The organism is Pelatocladus sp., assembly GCF_059505505.1.
Window position 1 is genome coordinate 1 of record NZ_JCACKS010000101.1, and the last position, 16,474, is coordinate 16,474.

Sequence of the window (16,474 nt, forward strand, 5' to 3'; positions counted from 1 at the left end):
CATCTCATCACCTCCCTTGCGGGTAGGTGAGAGGCTTCTTTTTGATTTAGCTAAATCTTTCTGAGAGACAAGAGATTCCCGACTTCGCAGGAGTTGTCGAGGATCTAAGCTCTGCGATTTCCCCAAAAATTAAGTAACATTTGAAGCTTCCATCGCCAGTAGATCTTCGACCTGAGTGATTACAACTTCTGGTATAACAGGAAAATAAAAACCACCGAATTTTGTATCACCAAGATTGATTGTAGAATCTACAAATAATTCTTCTACATCCGTCATCTGTATAAAACTAGGACTGAGAGAACGGTGAATCTCACGGTTCAAAGGCGCCCATCTATACATTGATGCATTTGTAAAAATGACAACGCTCTTTACTTTTAAAGCATCTGCCAAATGTGATACACCTGTATCGTTACAAACTAGTAGACTAGCTTTACTCAAAAGCGCCGCTATTGCACCTAAACTAGTCTTTCCAGCTAAATCAATCGGTTTGCAACGCATCATTGCAGCTAATGACTGTGTTAAATTTGCTTCTGATGCTATACCAGTAAGCACTACTTGATAACCACTAGCAGCGATCGCATCAGCAACAATTGCAAAGCTTTTCAAAGACCACCGTTTTTCTGGCAAACTAGCACCAGGATGAATGCAGACATATTTGTCAGAAATATGTTGTAAAACCCCAAAATCCTCATTTTGCAACGGAAATTCTAGCTCATCTCCTTGGAGTGGTATACCTAAAAATTCCATCAACCGCAGATGACGCCATATTTCTGGTTCGTTGTGGGGGTAAGACAAAAAGTAATCTGGATTCGGGCAATAATGTTCAAGAAGATGGAAACCTGCGTTAATACGAGCGCCAAGTAAAGCAGTAAAGGAATTACTAATAGTGCCGCTATCATACATTTGCAATGCTAAGTCAAAATGTTGCCCTTGAGCTTTTAGCAAAAACTCTGGTAATTTGTGAACTAAAGGTGGTATTTCCGGTATTCCTGGATAGCCAGGAAATTCTAAGAACTGATCAAGATAATGGCTAAAACGTTCTACAAAAAAACGTGCCGAAGCTGGAGCAATGAGGGTAATTTCAGCTTGAGGGAAAGCTGCTCTGAGCGCTCTTAAAGCTGGTACAGTACAAAGTAAATCACTCAAAGCAGGGAGCGATCGCACAATAGCTATTCGACAAGTAGACAGTTGCTTGAGGGATTGAAGTTCGTGTAACATGCATCTTTGGATCTGCAAGGGCAACTGTTTTTAAGTTACATAGTTATGCACTATAGTTCATTGGGCATTTGCCCAAAATATTTTTAGAAGGGAATGGGGATTCTCCTTCAATCCCTTCAATTAACTTCGTTGCCATATTTTAATCGTCTTATCTAAACTCCCACTCACCAAAATTTCTCCAGAAGCAGTAAACGCTACTGCTGTCACTGTGTGATCATGACCTGTGAATGTAGCTAATAATTCACCAGTTTGTAAGTGCCACAATTTAATTGTTTGATCAGCGCTACCACTAGCGATAGTTTGTCCATCAGGACTAAGAGCGATCGCATATACTCCATCTTCATGTCCTTTGAGAGTATGCAATAGTTCGCCTGTCTCTAGTTGCCAAATTTTAATGGTTTTGTCTCGACTACCACTGACAAGAATTTGGCGATCGCTACTCATCGCTAAAGAAGTCACAATATGAGAATGACCAGTCAGAGCATGTAATAATTGGGCATTTGGAGTCTTACCTTCTGGTTGTTGACAAACTTGCCAAACCTTGATTTTGCGGTAACTACCTGTAACTAAAATTTCTCCGTCTTGGCTCAAAGCAAGAGAATGAGCCGCAGTATCATCCAAAGACAGAGCAATTATGACGCGACGTTGCATCAAGTCCCAGAAGCAGATTGTTCTGTCGTCTCCTCCTGTAGCTAACATACGTCCATCTGGAGTAAAAGCCACACACCGCACCATACCATTATGTTTGTGCAGAATATCGATCAAATCCCTAGCGCCGACGTGCCACATTTTGATTGTAGAATCTGCACCAGCACTTACCAAAGTATGTCCGTCTGGACTAAAAGCCAAAGCATTGACTTCATCTACTAATCCAGACAACATCCAGGGATACTCTGATAAAGTACCTATTAGTTCTCCTTTTGTTAAATCCCATAATTTTGTTTCTCCGCGACTTCCACTTGCGACTAAAGTAGAATGAGCGCTATTATTATTTCCTGGATAAAAAGCAAGACAGTTAATTCCTCTACTATGTCCTTTGAGTGTTTGCCAAAATTGCCAATCTCCAATTATGCCTTTAAGGGGATGTTCTGGTGGTAAAGTTTGAGTCTTTTCTGTCACAAATATTTCGTCAAATAATGGCGACGTATCTTGTTTGGTAATTCCGGTTGCTAAATACCAACTCAATCCACCCGCATACAACAAGTTACTAGGAGATACATAAATTGTTGGTTCGCTAAATTCAATTTGATTTGTCGGCAAAAAACCAGTAACTATCGCTTGTTTCTCGTAGCCGCTTTCACCATAAGATGGATAAAACAGACAGACAAAAATCAAGACTCTGTAATTTCTGATATCTTCTTGAGTAACTGACCATTTTATTTTATTTTTTTTAATCCCATTAAAACTTTCTCCATCGGCGACACAAACAAGAATTTGATTACTATTATTGCCTAGAAATAAATAAGAAAATTTGCTCTCTCCTCGTAAATTGCCTTCATCATCCAAAACCATGTTTTTGATGGCATCTTGTGGCACTTTTTTCACAGATTTACCCAAGCATCGATGCATGACTTGTTCAACAATTTGCTCTCGTAAAATATAATCTTCTACTTGCTGTTGGAAGTATGCATCAAAGGGTATATTCCAATCAGAAAATTCTGGATATTCAGGTGGCGTAGGAGGTGGATTTTTACCAATAATTTCTGCTTTTTGGCAAGCAACTGTCAGCATTTTGTCTAGTGCTTCGCCTGAAAATGCCATGATTTCAGTGTGACAACCTCTGACTTGAGTTTCTAGCAAAGATACGTCATGAGTCCTTGGTTTTTTCACTCGTTGCAGGAAATCAGCTTGTTGAGCTTTGAGTAAGCTAATCCAATCCATCAAAAACCTCGCAAGGGTACTGCAAACTTATAGCGCCAGCAATGAGTTGTGCAGATAATTTTAAAGAAATCAAAGAAAATAATAGATAATTAATAAACAATTCCCGTAGAGAAAATAGGGAATTTAAGATTTAACTTTTTTGTTATTTTCCCATACGCAGAACAACTTGATTTTATCAATATAGTTCATGTTCTCTGCAAAAATAATCACAGTTTGGCTCTCCGATGAATTAATAGTTACTAAGTAAAGTTTGGTATATAGCATCCTTGGAAGGTTACATTTTAATCTGTCAATTTAAATACAGATTTTTTCCAGCTTATTCATAAAAAACCACTGCATACCTAAGTTAAACTATACTTAGCTAGTAATTCAAGTTGATTAACTAGAGTTAACAACTAGCGAGCCAAGTGATTTGTATGCATGAACAAACACAACTAGTCACCAGATATCAGTAATAGTAGGTGACTAAATCAAGGTTTGAATAGAAGAAATTAGCTGATAGGAGTTTATTTTAACGAAGTAGAAAAAGAAAATACTGTTCGTGGGGAAGCAGTTCGTGAGTAAAAATGTAGATTTGGATGCGATCGCATATATTCACAATATCATGCTTCTCAAACAGGTGTGCGATCGCTGACATCACAACCAACAACCAGCGCTTTCCCAATACGGTTCGGATAAGACAAATCGATTAACATTTAAATTCTGTACCAGACACGATATATCGCGTCTGGTACAGAATTTAAATCTCTAAATTTATAAAAAAATAGTGCTGCTATGCACAAAGCATTGACAGCACAAGTTGATACTTCACAATTTAACTATGACCTCGTATTAGCTGCGATCGTCACTTCTTTTTGTTTCCCTGGTTCTCCCAGTTGCTTGGCTTTTTCTTTGTTAATACTTACCAATACACCACCAGCATTGTCAGTTTTTACTGTTAGTTGCTCTTGAGCTTTCCAAATCCGGTGAGTTCCTTCTGGTAATTCACCCTCATACTCTACTTTGCCATCAACTAATACCTGAATCCAAGATTTCTCTGTTAAAGTTAAACCTATTTGTACTTGTTGAGCATTATTGAGATTGCTAGTCATGTCACTAACAGGCTGAAACTTTTGTGATGGATTTACAGTCTGTTGATTCTGTTTGGAAATATTTTGATTATTGTTTGCTGTTTGCAAAGCATTAGCATTCAATAACTGAGATAAGCCACCCACAGAACAAAAAATCATCAATATATAAAGTAAATAAAGATGAAATGGACGTAACTCACCTACCGATGTATTTTTCCAACCAGGTTTTAAGCTAACTCGATTAGTTCCAATTGGAAAATCACCAGCAAATTCTGCACCATTCAAGCCTAATGCATCAGCAAATTGCCGAATCAAACCCTGAATATAAACTGGTTCTGGTAGTTCTTGTAAATTACCTTCTTCAATTGCTTGCAACAGTCGCCGAGGTATTCTGGTCATTACAACCATTTCGTCTAATGATAAATCTTTTTCCTGACGTGAGGAGCTAAGTTGTGCGCCCATTGCTACCAGTTTTTCTCTTCGCTGTTGATCCAATGAATTTACGAATTCATGTTTGTTTTTCTTGTTTAACCATTTCATGTTTTATTTACACTCCTTAAAACCAGCTAAATATTTCAATAGGAATCTGCTTTAATTTTTTCTAAAAAGCGAATCTCACTTTCTTCTAAGTGACGATATTCACCTGCGCGTAAGGGTTTACCTTCAGGCGATCGCAGTTGGATCTCACCTATGGCGGTACGATGTAATTTAATTACTGGATGTCCTAACTGTTCGGCGACACGACGAATCTGACGATTTCTCCCCTCCTTTAAAATGATTTCCAAACAAGTAGTATCGGCAAATTTTTTGATGAATTTCACTTGTGCTGGTCGTGTTTTTCTTCCATCCAACAGCACACCCTGACGCCAAGAGCGTAGTACTGATTCGGTCGGATGCCCTTCTACTAAAACCTGATAAGTTTTTGGGATATTATGACGTGGATGGGTCAGCCAGAAGGTTAACTCTCCATCGTTGGTAAGTATGATTGCTCCTGTAGAGTCTGCATCTAAGCGACCAACAGGGTGAATACCCTGACCAGAATGTAATTCTGCTGGTAATAGATCCAAAACAGTCTTTCTTCCGTGGGGATCGTGACAAGTGGAAACTACACCTACTTCTTTGTGCAGTAGCAGATACACTAAAGCTGGACGTTGGTCAGGTGATACTGACTTACCGTCAACAGTGATTGTATCTTTTTGAGGGTCAATTTTTTGACCCAAGTGCGCCAATTCGCCATTGACCCGCACGCGCGATCGCCTAATCATGTCTTCGGCTTGACGGCGTGAGGCAATACCCCATTGGGATAAAATTTTTTGTAGCCTTTCCTCCATGCGGAAATTACTTGACTTTGAGTCAATAGTAAAACATACAATTAATTGCACAAAACTTTACCTTTGCGGTTTGTAGTTAATAGCCGCAAATGATAAAGTTAAGAGTCGTTTAAATATTTATAGATTTGTAAGTAATTAATCATAAGTAATCAGTAAAGTGGTAGATGGCACAAAACAATTTAGAAACACAAACTTCCAGCAAAAAAGTTCGCATTATTACGAACGTACTGACGACAGCACTCAAATTATGGCTGAGATCCCAGATCAGTCAAGTATCTCAGTTGGAAGTCGAGATTAAAGCGAGCGATCGCCAAATTCTCTCTGGTTGCATTCCTTGGGTGTCGATTTTTGCTAGTCATGCGGTTTATCAAGGTCTTCATATTACCCAAATTCAACTTGTAGCCGAAAATATTCGTATCAACATTGGCTCAGTACTCAAGGGTCAGCCGTTACGGCTGTTAGAAACTGTACCAGTAGTCGGCGAACTAGTAGTAGAAGAGGATGAACTTAATGCCTCTACTTCATCTACTTTATTATCGACTGCCTTAAATGATGTACTGGATAAACTTTTACCAGAACAATGTCCAAAATCCAAGTCAATTTTTTACCAAAACATTATTCTTGACAACAGTCGGATTATACTTCACATTTCCCAACCTTCCGACAACAATCTCACAGTCTCACAAGTTTGTGCAGACATCAAGTTACTCAGTAGTCATGAGTTACAAATATCACAAATAAAAGCCAAAGATACTATGGGAGTAGTGTTAGAAACTCATGATGGACACTATCTCGATTTGGGTTCTGATGTTGATATTCAACAATTAAAGCTGACAAGAGGAAAGTTAGTTTGTCAGGGACGAATTAATGTTAATCCTTAGTTGTCAATGGTCAATTGTCAAGTGTAATAGCAATTATTGACAATTGACCATTGACTCCATCCCTTAATCTAGTTATATTCAGCTAGCTGATGATCCACTTGCAAAACTGAACTGACTAGATGAGCATCTAGGAACCACAGACGCTTATCAACGACCATAGAAACTTCTGCGTAAAGATAGGCTGTATCTGCATCCCCCAAAATAGCCGTACGATCAATGTTTTCCCAGAGCAAATTTCCGTAGATAGCCAAACGCTCTGCGATCGAACTCACATGATCTTTTCCCTCTATAATATTAAGGGGATATTCAGGTAAGACTGATAGTCCTGCTGCACTCCGAGCAGTACCAATTGCCAAACCCCCAAGAGTTGTGACTCGTTGTGCAAGCAAATCGATATACAAATCTAATTCAATCGCAATTTCATTAAACAACTCGTGTAGATTATAGGATTTTGTAATATCAACATTCCAATGGGCCTGCTTGATCTGAGTCTTGAGATCTATCGTGGTTGCAAGCGTTTGATTGAGAATATCGATCAGTTGCGCTCGAACTTGTAAAGGTAGACTAATTTCAGTTTGATCAAGGCTTTTACCGCGAGGTTCGCTACTACCGTTCATTCGACTCCTTAAAGAAGAAATGATGTAGTGGTAGAACGCCCAGCTAGCGCTTTTGGCATAAGTATCTGTTAAATTGCTTTTCAGACTTTTGCTTAAGCTTTAATCCCCCGTCACACCTAATATTTTGCCCCAGCAATTCTGAGGGGTATAGGGGGATAGGGTGATGGGGTAATGGAGAGAAAAAGTATGATTGCTCATCTCCCCATCTCCCAAATTTCCCATCCCCCCATCAATTTTTGGGTTGTAGACAGCTAGCCACCAGTTGGGGCAAAAATTGGGGGGGATTGCTAGGGCTGAACACCACTAGCCGAGGACAATAGGGATTTTAAATCTTTCTATCTAAAAGTATAGAAACTTGATTGTTGCTGTATAGATGATTATTGCTTTTTTAGATAATTATTGCTATTTCTTCCGAATTTCTTTAGGTGTGACTCCCAATATGCGCTTGAAATGGCGTGTAAATTGGCTTTGATCCGCAAAACCAACTATCGAGGCTACTTCAGAAATTTTTAGTTTATTTTGCAGGAGCAACATCTTAGCACGCTCAATGCGGCAGTGAATTACGTACTGATAAGGAGAAAGCCCTGTGGATTGTTTGAATAATCGGGCAAAGTGGTATCTACTCATGCCAACTTCCTGAGCCATTGCTCCTAGCAGCAAATCTTCTGCCAAATGATCAATGATATATTCTGTTACCCGTTGTAGCTTATGTCTGGGTAAACCCCCATCATAATTTTGCAGAGAATGTTTAGGTGCAGAGTAATGTTGCAACAAATGGGCTGATAATGCTGTTGCCATAGAATCAGCGTACAGAGCGCTAGCTAGTCCATTATTATACTCTAGTGCTTTTTTGAGGGCAAGAGTAATTTGATAAATCAACGGATCAGCTTTGGAAAAGTGTGGTATCATTTCAACCGCATCTGAATCAACAGATTCGTAAGCTATATTTGCTAGGAAATCAGAGTCTAAAGTCACAGCCATAAACTCAGATTCCTCTACAGTCATTGCTCTGTGAGTTACGTAAGGCGGTATTACTGCAACGTCTCCTGGCAAACAGTTTTCGCTTCTATGGCATTCTCCCAGCCACCTTTGTAATTCTAACTGGCATTTCAGCCGAATTACAAGCACATAATTCTTAGAGTAATGTTCAGGGCTTTCATAGGCTGGTTGGATGTGATGCTCCAAACCCAGATTTTTCCATCCTGATTCATGACTTGATAATATCGGCGATCTGGTGAGGACATGCTTACGAGCATCCACTCTAGTCACATCAATGGCTAGGGATTTTTCCCTTTGCATTAACTTCTCCTTTGCCGCTGGGCTGTTACTGCCACTTTTTTCAAGTTAGTACTTGTATAAGTACGAAGTGGTTAATGAAATGCAGCCTGGAAATAGATGCAGCTTCTTGTACAGTTTTAAGACAACTGCTTTTCTCAATTTATTGAGAAAAGCAGTTGTCTTCTCCTAATTAAAGTATATTTTTTAGGGTTAATTACCCAAGTAAATAATTCAAATTTGTAATCTTTACCATCAGTTTCACTACAAAATCAAATAGATTTGTTACAAAATCAATTTGATTTAACCCCTCTGGCAAATTTCTTGCATATGCATTTATCCATTAGTCTCATCTTGATTAAAAGTCTAAAAAGTTTTGTTTTATAAGCACTTTAAGCTTTATGTGTTCTGGTCTACTTGAAAAATTAGGTATTATTTTTATCGATAAATTGATTTTTGATCAATTTCAATGAGAATAGAAAACGTAGATTTAAATTTTTTATTTGTTGTGAGTAATTACTATCTTAAATATTGAGAAGTGTCAGGATAATTTATCGACTAGGAGGATAAGAGGAAGAATTTGTATCAAGAATTTTGTGAAATGGTATGACGCACCAAAAATTTAGGATGGTGCGTTAGCCTGGAGTATCACTAATAACTAAATCAGCAATGGTAATATAAGGGATACAAAATAATAAACCAAAGGAGCAGTAAAAATGTAACTATCTGTACGGTCTAAAATGCCACCGTGACCGGGAATCAATTGTCCTGAATCTTTTACCCCAGCATCTCGCTTGAGCATTGATTCAGTTAGATCACCTAAAAGACCAGCAATACCAATTAACAATCCTAACGTCAAACCAGTAATAGGATACTTGGGCCAGTTAAAATAATAAGCCACAGCAAATGCAACGATCACACTAGCCGCAACACCAAAGACAGCACCTTCTACGGTTTTTTTCGGACTAATATCAGATAAAGGGGTTTTGCCAAAAAATTTACCAAAGGTATAAGCACCAATATCTGCTGCCCAAATACAGAGAAAAGTCAGCATTGTAGCGGTTAGACCGTCTGGTAAAGAAACTGAATGTCTATGTGCAAAGAAATCTGACCAACTTGGTGGCCAGTAGCCTCCCAAAGGAAGATTGCTGGGTGTTGTATTAAACGCTCGTAACCTTACCCAGTAACTCGGCAAATAACCAGTGTAAAAAAGCCCCAATATTGAAGCAGAAATATCCGCGATCGCCGCAATTTTTGGTTGAAATAGCAGGTAAAAACAGATAAAAGTACCAGCTATTGGCATAACAGCATCAGCCAAATTACCATCTAGCGTACAAATTGCTAGGAGAATTTGACTAACAACCATAGTAGTTTTTACAGTGGGAGCTATGCCTTTGGCTCTAACTAAATTAAAGAATTCTTTTTGACCTAAAAAGATAATCACTGCAAATACGATGGTAAAATACCATCCGCCCAAAACAGTTGCCGATAAAGCGACAACGATCGCAACAATTCCGCTAAAAATTCGAGACCAAGGCATAACTAGGGACTAAAGACTAGAGAATAGGACTACTCAATTAACAATTAAAAACTAAAAATCAAAAATTCTTAATTTAGTAATCTCCTAAATAGTGCTAATTGTGTCTAATCTAGCTTTTCACCACTAAGGATAAAAATTGGATCGACAGCACTGAAAGTTTGAGAAAAACCACGTGTTTCCAAGCGGTTAATAGCAGACTGCACAACTTCAACATTTCTCGCTTGTAGTTGAGCAAAGCTTAGAGAAATTGCATACAGACTTTCTAGATTAGCAGCTGTGGCGACTACTCTACCTGATGGCGGCAAATAATGCCAAACTGCTTGCAAAATTTCTTTGATGGCTCGTCCACCTTCGAGACAGACACGGTGAGGTGCTTCTTTGAGGTCATGCAAACACTCAGGGGCGCTACCTTCAATGATTTCCACATTTTTGACTTCAAAGCGATCGCAGTTACGACGGATGAGGTTAGCAACCTCTTCATCTCGTTCCACAGCAATGATTCGCCCTTTAGGACATAGCAATCCAACTTCTACAGGAATAGTACCTGTACCTGCACCAATATCCCACAAAACAGTGTTGGGTAATAGACGTAATTGAGCAATCAACAACAGTCGAATTTCTCTCTGACTGAGGGGAATTCCCGGTAAATGCTCGAATAAATCATCGGGAATACCAGGACTAATATAAGGCCAAAGTTGAGGTGGCATACAAGTTTAACTAGGGGAAAAGGGATCAGGGAAAAGGGATCAGGGAAAAGGGATCGGGGAAAACAGACAAGGGGACACTCTGGACGTAGGAATTAAAAATTGGGTATCGCGCATCGGGGAAGAGACTTGTTAAATAATTCTCCCTTGTTTTCCATGTCCTCCATATCCCTGATCCCCTATCCCCAATTTTTGTCGCATCTTCCAACCATATTAGGGCGGTTATTCCCACAAGAAGTGTGGAAAATGATTTGCCAAAATTAAAAGTAACGAGAGGTGAAGGTCAATGAAATTTTCAATACAATCTCTTTACAATTGGTATCGCGACTTAATTCGCAACTCTAAATACCGTTGGTGGGTGATTTTAGGAACATTGCTATATTTTGTCAGTCCCTTCGATATAATTCCAGATTTTTTCCCTATTGTGGGGGAAATTGATGATGTTTTTCTTTTAACTTTGTTAGTAACTGAAGTATCAGGGCTGGTAATTGAAGGCTTCAAAGCGCGTCGAGGTACTGTAGACGCCAATGTAGACACCCAAGCCACTGATACTACCCAGGATTCAACCTCCAGTGCCACTGTGGATGTTGATGCAGTTTCTGTGAAATAGTTACAAATGTGATCTTAAAATTAAGTAACCCTCTTCTGTTGCCAGAATGGCTGGGGAAGGGGGGTATTTTTTATTGGTTTTTTGTTGTTAGTTAAGTTTTAATTAGTATTAATCAGCAACTACTAACTACTAACGATTAACTACAAATAAATCATTTATGAGCGATCGCCAAATTATTGGACTTCTACCAGCAGGTGGACAAGCAAAACGGATTTCTCCTTTACCACTAAGCAAAGAATTATATCCTGTCGGGTTTCAAGATTTTGGTGATCAACATAAATTGCGACCAAAGGTAGTTTCTCACTATCTGCTGGAAAAAATGCAACTGGCGGGTATTAATCAGGCATACTTTATTTTGCGTCCGGGAAAGTGGGATATTCCGGAGTATTTCAGAGATGGTGCGATGCTTTCTATGAGCTTGGGCTATCTTATTATGGATTTGCCTTATGGTGTACCGTTTACCTTGGATCAAGCTTATCCTTTTGTTCGGGATGCATTGGTAGCATTGGGTTTTGCTGATATTTTGTTTCAACCCAAAGATGCATTTGTAAAGGTGTTGGCACGTCAACAAGCAACTAAAGCAGATGTAGTTTTAGGATTGTTCCCCACCAACCAACCAGAGAAAGCTGGTATGGTTGAGTTCGATAATACAGGTAGAGTACAGCTAATTATCGAAAAGCCTTCTCAGTCAGATTTGCGTTACATGTGGGGTATTGCTGTTTGGACACCCGCCTTTACTCAGTTTTTACATGAGTATCTTATTCCTCTCAAGGCAAATCCTAATTTGTCAGAGTTACCAGAAATACCGATAGGAGATATTATTCAAACTGCAATCACTCAGGGTTTTCACGTAGAAGCTGAAACGTTTGTTGATGGAACCTATCTAGATATTGGTACACCCAATGATTTAGTGCAAGCTGTGCGATTGGGTGTGGAGGAAGTTTGAGGTGCGGACAAAACAATTAAAAATAAAAAATTAAAAATTGGGAAGAAGAGGGGACAAGGGAGAAGAAATCGCTTTGAAATTTGAACATTAAGCCTTAAAGCTTGAACGAAAGCTTGAACGTTGACGCTTGACCAACCACTAACTATTGATTTTGAAGATATGTTAGAGCTTCTGTGGTTTCTACTTGAGGAAATTGCTGATAAAAATTGCTAACACTAGTAAATGGTTCTGGTGTGGCTAAAACAATCAGGCGATCGCCCCATTGATGTAACCAGGGTAATAGTCTTAGAGGTGCAACTGGCGCACATAACCAAATTTCTGCTGGAGAAAGTTTTCTGATCGCAACAGCAGCAGCAGCTATTGTCATTCCTGTCGCGATCCCATCATCAACGATAATCACTGTGGCGCCTTCTGGTTTCACCTGTGGACAAGCAACACTTAATTGTGCTTCTAAAGATTTAGCTTGGTAAATTGCTGCATCTAATGATATTTGATGCGATCGCAAATTTTGTCTCTGGTACGATTTTCTTGGCTGGGCCCAAATTACACTACCACAGGCAGTTACCGCACCAATTGCCAATTCTGGGTTTTCTGGATGGCTAATCTTTTTCGCTACTAATATCGTTAATGGACAACCCAAAACACGCGCAACTGGTGCTGCTACCTCTAGTCCCCCTCGTGGTAAAGCATAGACAATAGGTACAGGCTTAATATCGGATTTAGACGCTTGTTTGATTAAGGTTACCTGAACAACTTCGGCTAGTCTCTCTCCAGCTTGAGTACGATCAGTAAAAAGCGGGGTATCTGACATTGTTTTCCCCCAGTACATGAAGCTACCATTGCTTTGATCATGACTGAATTTCTGTTAAATTGAACAAATTTCCTATTTTGTTAAACTTAGAACAGTTTGAGTGGCACAAACGTTCAGAAATAGCGTAATGAAAGTATAATTTCGTAGTATTAGTATCAGCAGTCACAAGACGCAGCGCTGCTGGGCTGAACCTGCAAGTTTTTGGGTAAATATTTAACTCAGCTTAAAAACTTGTGCTTAGATTAATATTGAAAATTTCATGAGCAGCGAACATCAACTCAATCTTTTTGGGGAATCCAATTTACAGGAATCTAATCTTGACAAAAAAGAATTGATTCCCACAGATGCCAAAATTCCCATTTCAACGGGAACTTATGCCGATATGCTCGAATTAGCACAGCATTGCAACCAATGTCATCGCTGTGAATTAGGAAACACTCGTATTAATGCTGTTGTCGGACGCGGTAATCCCAAAGCGCCGATCATGGTGATAGGTGAAGCACCTGGACAAAACGAAGATGAAACAGGGCTACCATTTGTTGGTCGAGCTGGGCAGCTTTTAGAAAAAATTCTCGAATCTGTCAAACTAGATACAGATAAAGATGTATATATAGCCAATATCAATAAATGTCGCCCACCCAACAACCGTGTTCCTACTAATGAAGAAATCGAGGCTTGTAAACCTTATTTACTGGAACAAATTCGCTTGGTAGACCCGAAAATAATACTTTTAACAGGTGCAACTGCTGTCAAAAGTATAATTGGCGATAAACGAGGGATTACTAAAATTCGCGGAACTTGGATGGAATGGGAAGGACGTTTATGTATGCCGATTTTTCACCCTTCTTACTTGCTGCGTAACCCCTCCCGTGAAGTTGGAAGTCCAAAATGGTTGATGTGGCAAGATGTTCAAACAGTGCGTATTAAATACGATGAAATGATGGGCTAGAATATCGACTAGTTGACAGCCTCAACTTTGACAGTAACATCAACAATTATTGTGAGGTAATTGGTACTGTAGAAAATATCAATCACTTAACAAGTTATTTTTGATAATCCAGTACCAATTTTTTAGTTTAGAGGCTCGATAGCATCCACCGTTTTGATTATTAACTATCTGTTTGTTTGAGATTCAATCGTACTCGTTAAACGTTCTATTGCGTCAGTCAATCTTTCTTGGGCTACAACTGCTGGATCAACTGCACTTGCTTCAGCAGCCTCACCACTACGCACGAATCTTTTCTTAGCTTTTTCAAAAGCACGAATAATCAGAAAAATACAAAAAGCAATCACTAAAAAGTTGATGATTGCAGACAGAAATACACCGTATTTGACGCCATTGACTGATAAATTTTGTAAGTTATCTACTCTTGCTGATTTAAGTACAGGATTTAAAATGACAGGTGTAATGATGTCTTCGACAAGGGAATTAACGATTTTGCCGAATGCTGCTCCGATAATGACCGCTACAGCTAAATCAATGACGTTACCTTGCATTAAAAACTTACGAAAATCAGCCCAAAAGCCATTACTACGCACCATAAGTCCCTGATCCTTTTGAAATTATCAAATTTGATTTAGTTCAGGTGGAATATTATACAGTTTTTGGGGCGGCAATATTTTAGATGCAAAGGGCTGTATTTTTGATCCACAAAGACACACATGAAGACTCTATAAACCATTTCGGCAAGCTCAAAAGTTATTTCGGCAAGCTCAAAAACCATTTCGGAGCATACAAAAACCATTTCGGAGCATACAAAAACCATTTCGGAGCATACAAAAATTATTTCGGAGCATACAAAAATCATTTCGGAGCATACAAAAATCATTTCGGAGCATACAAAAACCATTTCGGAGCATACAAAAATCATTTCGGCGAGCGCAAAAATCATTTCGGCGAACCCAGAAACTAGTTTGAAAGTCGGGAACTCTTAACAGGGAACAGGAAAAATTCCACTTTCATTTTTAATTTTTACTTTTTATTTTTTATTTTTTAATTGTCGGAGAAGTTGAAAAACTTCCACTTTGTGCGCGACAATCTCTTAACCAAGTTTTAATCCCTTGAGCAACAACACCGTTACTACTATCCTGTGGGGGTGTGGGAATTTCTTGTTTAGGATCAGAGCCAGTCCGAGAAAACATCATTACCATCCACCAACCGTTATCAGCTTTTGCTAAAAATAGCCAGTGAAATTGTTGTAATTCCACAACTTTTTTCCCAGTATACTGCCGTTCTAAAGTAGTAAAAAATACTTGATTAACATCTTTGGCACTATATTTTAATTCTTTAGGGATATCTCCGCTTGAGTTTAGGGGTAGTGGTGTAAATTCTGGTCTTCCTGCCAATAAAACATAACTAAAAACATCAATTTTTCTGCTAGTGCGGCGGGCGCGTTGAATCACACGATTGGCATAGCTAGGTAAATCAAGCAGAAGCTTTGTAGTTAATAGTTCAATGCTTTGCTGCGAACAAAAAGATTTTTCTCTGCTTGTTGGTGAAGAAGTGGGATTCTGAGCAAATGCTTGGTAAGTAAAACAATTTGAAATGAATAACCAAAAGCCAAAAGCTACAAGCCACAAATTATAACTAGACTGATTGCAAAATTTGGGTAAAAGGTAAAACAGAAAAGTTAAAGGGTTGACATTTTTCCCTTTTTCCTTATCATTTTCCTCTTTCCCTACTCTTTGAAATTTATTTTTTTGAGCTTTGGAATTCATCTCACTGTTGCTAACTCCTCGCAAATTTTTTTCCAGGCTAACTCAGGTTCAACAGCAGCAGTGATGGGACGCCCAATCACAAGGTAATTTGCCCCTGCTTGTAGGGCTTGGCTTGGGGTAAGCGATCGCTTTTGATCTCCTTTTTCTGCCCAAGTTGGACGCACCCCTGGACAAACTAACAAAAACTCATTTCCACAACTATTTCGTAGTTGTGCCACCTCTTGAGGCGAACAAACTGCCCCATCCAAACCAACTTCTTGCGCCATCAATGCCATCTCCAGTGCATACTCTGGCAATTCTAAGGGAATTTTTAAATCAAACGCCAACAGTCGGGAAGAAATACTAGTTAACAGTGTAATGACAATGAGTTTTGGTGGTTCTACTCCTGCTTGCATTGCCCCTGTTTTTACTGCCTCTGTTGCTGCTTTGAGGGCATCTCTACCAGATGTAGCGTGAATTGTCAGCAAATCAACCCCATAACCTGCCGCAGCCCGACAAGCGCCAGCAACGGTATTAGGAATATCATGAAACTTCAAATCTAGGAAAATCCGTTTTTGCCGAGATTTTAATTCTTGCAGAATTTGGGGTCCTGTGCTGGTAAACAATTCTAAACCAACTTTCCAAAAGCTGACTTGTGGCAATCGTTCAATCAAGGCGATCGCATCTGCAATATTTGCCACATCTAAAGGCACAATAATTCGCTTGTCTGTGTTCATTGGTATGGGGATAAGGAAAGGGGAACAGGGAACGGGGATAAGGAAGACATGGGGGAAAAGGGAGACAACTAATCAGTTATCAGTTCTCAAATTAAACTGGTAACTGGTAACTGGTAACTGGTAACTGGTAACTGGTAACTGGTAACTGGTAACTGG

Annotated in this window: 16 protein-coding genes; 4 read left to right on the top strand and 12 right to left on the bottom strand. The window is 39.2% G+C overall.

The features are described 5' to 3' along the window. Positions 1 to 129 precede the first annotated feature (129 nt). The 4 genes from AC5JMK_RS09005 to AC5JMK_RS09020 form a co-directional block, all read right to left on the bottom strand. Positions 130 to 1,218: a glycosyltransferase family 9 protein gene (locus AC5JMK_RS09005; RefSeq protein ID WP_096674728.1), complete on the bottom strand. Its 1,089-nt coding sequence runs from the start codon at positions 1,216 to 1,218 to the stop codon at positions 130 to 132. Positions 1,219 to 1,338: 120 nt separating this feature from the next. After that, the gene (locus tag AC5JMK_RS09010; protein WP_495909916.1) at positions 1,339 to 3,099 is read right to left on the bottom strand and encodes a WD40 repeat domain-containing protein; all 1,761 of its coding nucleotides are present in this window, start codon (positions 3,097 to 3,099) and stop codon (positions 1,339 to 1,341) included. A gap of 818 nt (positions 3,100 to 3,917) precedes the next feature. Further along, complete coding sequence (locus tag AC5JMK_RS09015; protein ID WP_096674724.1) at positions 3,918 to 4,709, bottom strand: helix-turn-helix domain-containing protein; 792 nt, start codon at positions 4,707 to 4,709, stop codon at positions 3,918 to 3,920. Positions 4,710 to 4,744: 35 nt separating this feature from the next. Beyond that, positions 4,745 to 5,500 (bottom strand): pseudouridine synthase, encoded by a 756-nt coding sequence (locus AC5JMK_RS09020; RefSeq protein ID WP_096674722.1) that lies wholly within the window; start codon positions 5,498 to 5,500, stop codon positions 4,745 to 4,747. A 164-nt stretch (positions 5,501 to 5,664) separates the two neighbouring features. Here AC5JMK_RS09020 and AC5JMK_RS09025 point away from each other — a divergent pair, with 164 nt between their 5' ends. Continuing rightward, positions 5,665 to 6,381 carry an LmeA family phospholipid-binding protein gene (locus AC5JMK_RS09025; protein ID WP_096674720.1) on the top strand — a complete coding sequence of 239 codons (717 nt, stop codon included), beginning with the start codon at positions 5,665 to 5,667 and terminating at the stop codon, positions 6,379 to 6,381. A 68-nt stretch (positions 6,382 to 6,449) separates the two neighbouring features. Here AC5JMK_RS09025 and dps read toward each other — a convergent pair whose 3' ends face one another. The 4 genes from dps to cbiT all read right to left on the bottom strand — a co-directional run bounded on the left by dps (position 6,450) and on the right by cbiT (position 10,520). Beyond that, positions 6,450 to 6,998: a DNA starvation/stationary phase protection protein Dps gene (gene dps / locus AC5JMK_RS09030; protein WP_096674718.1), complete on the bottom strand. Its 549-nt coding sequence runs from the start codon at positions 6,996 to 6,998 to the stop codon at positions 6,450 to 6,452. Positions 6,999 to 7,400: 402 nt separating this feature from the next. Continuing rightward, complete coding sequence (locus tag AC5JMK_RS09035; protein WP_096674716.1) at positions 7,401 to 8,297, bottom strand: AraC family transcriptional regulator; 897 nt, start codon at positions 8,295 to 8,297, stop codon at positions 7,401 to 7,403. 634 nt (positions 8,298 to 8,931) lie between these two features. Continuing rightward, positions 8,932 to 9,813: a phosphatidate cytidylyltransferase gene (locus AC5JMK_RS09040; RefSeq protein WP_096674714.1), complete on the bottom strand. Its 882-nt coding sequence runs from the start codon at positions 9,811 to 9,813 to the stop codon at positions 8,932 to 8,934. Between the two features lie 104 nt (positions 9,814 to 9,917). Then, a complete protein-coding gene (gene cbiT, locus AC5JMK_RS09045) occupies positions 9,918 to 10,520 on the bottom strand; it encodes a precorrin-6Y C5,15-methyltransferase subunit CbiT (RefSeq protein WP_096674712.1) in 603 nt (200 codons plus the stop codon). A gap of 283 nt (positions 10,521 to 10,803) precedes the next feature. Here cbiT and AC5JMK_RS09050 point away from each other — a divergent pair, with 283 nt between their 5' ends. Next, positions 10,804 to 11,127, top strand: coding sequence for a YkvA family protein (locus AC5JMK_RS09050; RefSeq protein ID WP_096674710.1), 324 nt, complete (start codon positions 10,804 to 10,806; stop codon positions 11,125 to 11,127). A gap of 157 nt (positions 11,128 to 11,284) precedes the next feature. Then, complete coding sequence (locus AC5JMK_RS09055) at positions 11,285 to 12,073, top strand: sugar phosphate nucleotidyltransferase (RefSeq protein WP_096674708.1); 789 nt, start codon at positions 11,285 to 11,287, stop codon at positions 12,071 to 12,073. Positions 12,074 to 12,215: 142 nt separating this feature from the next. Here AC5JMK_RS09055 and AC5JMK_RS09060 read toward each other — a convergent pair whose 3' ends face one another. Continuing rightward, positions 12,216 to 12,884, bottom strand: a complete 669-nt coding sequence (locus AC5JMK_RS09060) for a phosphoribosyltransferase (RefSeq protein ID WP_495909917.1) — start codon at positions 12,882 to 12,884, stop codon at positions 12,216 to 12,218. A gap of 259 nt (positions 12,885 to 13,143) precedes the next feature. On the opposite strand from AC5JMK_RS09060, the gene AC5JMK_RS09065 reads away from it, so the two are divergent. Next, on the top strand, positions 13,144 to 13,833 hold the full coding sequence (locus tag AC5JMK_RS09065; protein ID WP_495909918.1) for a uracil-DNA glycosylase: 690 nt from the start codon (positions 13,144 to 13,146) through the stop codon (positions 13,831 to 13,833). Between the two features lie 164 nt (positions 13,834 to 13,997). Here AC5JMK_RS09065 and mscL read toward each other — a convergent pair whose 3' ends face one another. The 3 genes from mscL to pyrF form a co-directional block, all read right to left on the bottom strand. After that, entirely contained in the window at positions 13,998 to 14,426 is a 429-nt protein-coding gene (mscL, locus tag AC5JMK_RS09070) for a large conductance mechanosensitive channel protein MscL (protein ID WP_495909919.1), read from the bottom strand. A gap of 444 nt (positions 14,427 to 14,870) precedes the next feature. After that, complete coding sequence (locus AC5JMK_RS09075) at positions 14,871 to 15,602, bottom strand: hypothetical protein (RefSeq protein ID WP_495909920.1); 732 nt, start codon at positions 15,600 to 15,602, stop codon at positions 14,871 to 14,873. Then, a complete protein-coding gene (pyrF, locus tag AC5JMK_RS09080) occupies positions 15,599 to 16,318 on the bottom strand; it encodes an orotidine-5'-phosphate decarboxylase (protein WP_495909921.1) in 720 nt (239 codons plus the stop codon). Before pyrF ends, AC5JMK_RS09075 begins: the two co-directional genes overlap by 4 nt. Positions 16,319 to 16,474 lie beyond the last annotated feature (156 nt).